At 69.9% G+C, this 3757-nt stretch carries 4 protein-coding genes and 1 pseudogene; 1 reads left to right on the top strand and 4 read right to left on the bottom strand.

What is annotated here, in order from left to right:
• A pseudogene (locus AC1DOC_RS24065) lies at positions 1 to 91 on the bottom strand (3-oxoacyl-ACP reductase); the annotation flags it as partial.
• 137 nt (positions 92 to 228) lie between these two features.
• On the opposite strand from AC1DOC_RS24065, the gene AC1DOC_RS24070 reads away from it, so the two are divergent.
• Positions 229 to 1167, top strand: a complete 939-nt coding sequence (locus tag AC1DOC_RS24070) for an SMP-30/gluconolactonase/LRE family protein (RefSeq protein ID WP_028254126.1) — start codon at positions 229 to 231, stop codon at positions 1165 to 1167.
• Here AC1DOC_RS24070 and AC1DOC_RS24075 read toward each other — a convergent pair.
• From AC1DOC_RS24075 to AC1DOC_RS24085, 3 genes are all read right to left on the bottom strand, one after another.
• On the bottom strand, positions 1164 to 2237 hold the full coding sequence (locus AC1DOC_RS24075; RefSeq protein ID WP_028254127.1) for an aldose epimerase family protein: 1074 nt from the start codon (positions 2235 to 2237) through the stop codon (positions 1164 to 1166). The two genes, AC1DOC_RS24070 and AC1DOC_RS24075, sit on opposite strands and share 4 nt — an antisense overlap.
• On the bottom strand, positions 2234 to 3181 hold the full coding sequence (locus AC1DOC_RS24080) for an alpha/beta hydrolase family protein (protein WP_018903597.1): 948 nt from the start codon (positions 3179 to 3181) through the stop codon (positions 2234 to 2236). Before AC1DOC_RS24080 ends, AC1DOC_RS24075 begins: the two co-directional genes overlap by 4 nt.
• A gap of 5 nt (positions 3182 to 3186) precedes the next feature.
• A partial coding sequence (locus AC1DOC_RS24085; protein WP_478130641.1) for a glutamate ligase domain-containing protein occupies positions 3187 to 3757 on the bottom strand: 571 nt, incomplete at its 5' end.

The following is a 3757-nucleotide window of genomic DNA, read 5'->3' on the forward strand; positions in this document are numbered from 1 at the left end:
TGGCCGCGCCAATGCCGCTGCCGCCGCCGGTGACGAACACAGTGCGGCCCTTCAGGCTGGGATGGATCGAAAGCTGCGGGGAATCCTTCAAGATGCGTGTCTCCAGAGAGCTGGCGGTGACATTGCAAAATCAATATCACTTGATGCCAAATAGTTTGGTTTCTATTATCAATATGCCTTGATACGATCCGCCGCGTCAAGGACAGAGACAACAAAGGCGCAAAACAAATGACCCAGACCGGCCGCACCGCATCCACTCCCACGCCCCTTGGCGTGCCATCGATCCTCGGCCAGCCCGAGTGCCTGTGGCCCGCGGGCGCCACGCTCGGCGAGGGCACGCTGTGGTCGCCGCGCGAACGGGCGCTCTACTGGATCGACATCCTCGAAAGCCGCCTGTACCGGCTCGACCCGGCCAGCGGCGCGCGGCGCAGCTGGCAGTTCGACGAGGAGATCACCGCGCTGGCCGAGCGCGCCAACGCGCCGGGGCTGATCGTCACCATGCGCCGCGGCTTCGCCTTGTTCGATCCCGCGGTGGATGCGGCGCCGCGCTACCTGCACCAGCCTGAGCCCGACCGGCCCGGCAACCGCTTCAACGACGGCAAGTGCGACCGCCAGGGCCGCTTCTGGGGCGGCACCATGGACTTCGACTGCGTGGCACCGACCGGCGCGCTCTACCGCTTCGACGCCGACGGCCGCTGCACGCGCCACGACGACGGCTTTGCCGTGACCAACGGGCCGACCTGGTCGCTCGACGAACGCACGATGTACTTCAATGCCACGGTCGAAGGCTGCGTGTATGCCTACGACTTCGACAGCGCAGCCGGCACCGTGGGCAACAAGCGGGTGTGGCTTCGCTTTGCCGAGGGCGATGGCCTGCCCGACGGCATGACGACCGACGCGGCCGGCCGCCTCTGGATCGCGCACTGGGGCGGCCACTGCGTGAGCTGCCACGACCCGCTGAGCGGCGCCGAGCTGTGCCGCATCGAACTGCCCGCAAGCAACGTCACGGACTGCGCCTTCGGCGGCGAGGACCTGTGCACGCTCTACATCAGCACCGCGCGCAGCGGGCTCACGGCCGAACAGTTCGAGGCCGAGCCGCTGGCCGGCGGGTTGTTCGCGGTGCGCATCGGCAGCCCCGGCCTGCTTGCGGCCGAGTTCGGGGGCTAGGCCAGTGTGCCGAAGCGGTGCAGCGTGCTGCTGCTGAACACTTCGCCCGGCCGCAGCACCGTCGAAGGAAAGTCCGGCTGGTTCGGCGAATCGGGATAGTGCTGCGTTTCCAGGCACAGCCCGGCGCCGCGCCGCAAGCTCTCGCCATCGGCGCCGCGCAGGCTGCCGTCGAGGAAGTTGCCCGAATAGAACTGCACCGCCGGCTCGGTCGTGTGCACCTCCATCACGCGGCCTGACGGCGGGTGCTCGAGCCGCGCCGCCAACGCCAGGCCGGCGGGCTCGCGGTCGAGCACCCAGTTGTGGTCGTAGCCGCCGGCGACGCGCAATTGCTCGTGCGGCGCATCGATGCGCTCGCCGACCGGCGTGGCCGCGCGGAAGTCGAACGGCGTTCCGGCCACCGGCGCAAGGCCCAGGGGAATCAGGCCTGCATCCACGGGGCAGTAGCGGCTCGCGGGAATGGTGAGCCGATGGTCCAGCACCGCGCCCTCGCCCGCCAGGTTGAAGTAGTCGTGGTGGCTCAGGTTCAGCACCGTGGGCCGGTCGGTCACGGCGCGGTAGTCGATGCGCCAGGTGTTCTCGCGGGTGCTGAGCGCGTAGCGCACCGTCAGCTGCACTTCGCCCGGAAAGCCTTCTTCGCCATCGGCGCTGGTGTAGCGAAGCTCGATGGCGATTTCCTCGCCCGCCGCGCCGTCCACCGGCACCGGCTCGATCTGCCAGAAGCGCGTGCCGAAGCCCCGGTGCCCGCCGTGCAGCGAGTTGGCGCCGTTGTTCAGCGGGAGCTGGTGCTGGGCGCCATCGAGCGTGAAGCGCCCGCCCGCGATCCGGTTCGCATAGCGCCCGACGATGGTGCCCAGGTGCGGATGCGGGCCCAGGTAGTCCGCAAGGCTCGGCAGGCCGAGCACGATGTTGCCGCTGCGCCCATGCCGGTCGGGCACGTGCAATGCGGTGACGATGCCGCCATGGTTGATGGCGCCCAGGCGCAGGCCCAGGCCGTTGTCCAGGGTGTATTCGGTCACGATGCGGCCGTCGGGCATGCGGCCGAATTCGCGGGTGGTGATGTTGCTGCTCATTCGGTTGCTGGAGTTGGTGGAAAAAGCGCCTCGCGCGCACACAGCGATGCGGTTTGCAGGCCGATGCCGTCCGTGAGGTCGTGGTGGGTGGGCGGCTCGGCCGCGTGGGTCTGCAGCTCGATGCGGTGGCCCGCCTGCGCCACCGCATCGGCAAAGCGCTGCTGCAGGGCGAAGGGCGTGTTCCGGTCGTCGCGGTTGCCGATCAGCACGATGCGCCGCGACGGGTCGCGCACGATGCCGCCCACATGCTCGAGCGGATCGTAGAACTGCGCACTGCCGGTGGTGTCGGTCCGGCCGCCCCTCGACATGCCCAGCATGCGCGCGCGTTCGAGCAGGCCATAGGCGCCCGAAGTCAGCACCGCGCAGGCCACGCGCGTGCGGCCCATGGTGAGGAGCGCCGCGCCGGCCGTGGCGCCGCCGCTGTGGCCCAGGATCACGATGCGCTGCAATTGGTGGCGCTGCATGAGCGCATCGAGCGCCGCGTCCAAGGCATGGAATTCCACGGGCTCGCGCCGCTTGCGATGGTCCCCCGACGAGCCGTAGGTGCCGGGCCGCGCCATGAAGATCCACGGCACGCCGGAGCGGTTGCGGCTGCGCTGCGCGTCGAGCGTGCGCAGCGCCGCGGTGTTGCCGGGGATGCGCGCGGGCGGCTGGTCCATCACGCCGTCGCGGTCGCCGGAGAACTGCACGATGGCCACGCGCGCGCCATCGATCTCGTCGCTTGCAAAGTAGCGGATGCAGGCCGGCCCTTCGGCCGGCTGCACCCAGAGGTAGCCGCGCCGGTCGGGGCAGTTTGCGCGTACGGCAGGCTGGTTCCATTGCAGCGCCTGGTCTTCGGAGGTGGCCGGCACGCGCGGATCGGGGCCTGCGCGTTGTGCGCACGCCGCCTGCGCGAGCGCCAGCAGGAGCCACGCGAAGCGGGTGCACCGTCGCCATGCGGCCATGGGTGTCACAGCTGCTGCAGCCTTTGGGGGATGGTGCCGAAGTCGGAACCGACGCGGTCGCCCTTCAGCAGCACCAGGTCGCCGTCGCGCAGGAAGGTGCCGAGGTAGTCCGCGAGTTTCTCGGCATCGTCGAAGTGCGGTCCGAGCAGCCCGGCCGGTACATCCGCGCGCAGCCAGCGCATCTCTGCGCCGTGCGTCACCAGGTGCTCGATGCCGGAGGCCAGCAGCGGTTCGGCAAGGCCGCGGTGCAGGGCTTGCGAATCGCGCCCGAGGTTCACGATGCGCCCGAGCACGCCGATCTTGCGCTGCACCGGCGCATCGTCCGCACGCCGGTAGGTGCGCACGAACTCCATCGCGTTGCGCATCGACATGACCTCGGCGTTCCAGCTGTCGTCGATCAGCGTGGCCTCGATGCCGGCCCGGGTGCGCAGCGTGTGCACCTGCATCACCGACGCGGGAAGCCGCACCCCGGGCATGCGCGCGCAGGCGGCATCCGCATCGAAGCCCATCGCCAGCAGCGCGGCGAACGCCAGGGCCGAGTTGYGCACCAGCCCGGCACTCGCGATGGGAAACAGG

The sequence above is a fragment of the Variovorax sp. 01T439_2 genome, from assembly GCF_056398445.1.

What these genes read in the sequence shown, in the direction of transcription:
- AC1DOC_RS24075 (WP_028254127.1), bottom strand. Translation starts at nt 2,237, where the DNA reads ATGAGCAGCAACATCACCACCCGCGAATTCGGCCGCATGCCCGACGGC.
- AC1DOC_RS24070 (WP_028254126.1), top strand. Translation starts at nt 229, where the DNA reads ATGACCCAGACCGGCCGCACCGCATCCACTCCCACGCCCCTTGGCGTG.
- AC1DOC_RS24080 (WP_018903597.1), bottom strand. Translation starts at nt 3,181, where the DNA reads ATGGCCGCATGGCGACGGTGCACCCGCTTCGCGTGGCTCCTGCTGGCG.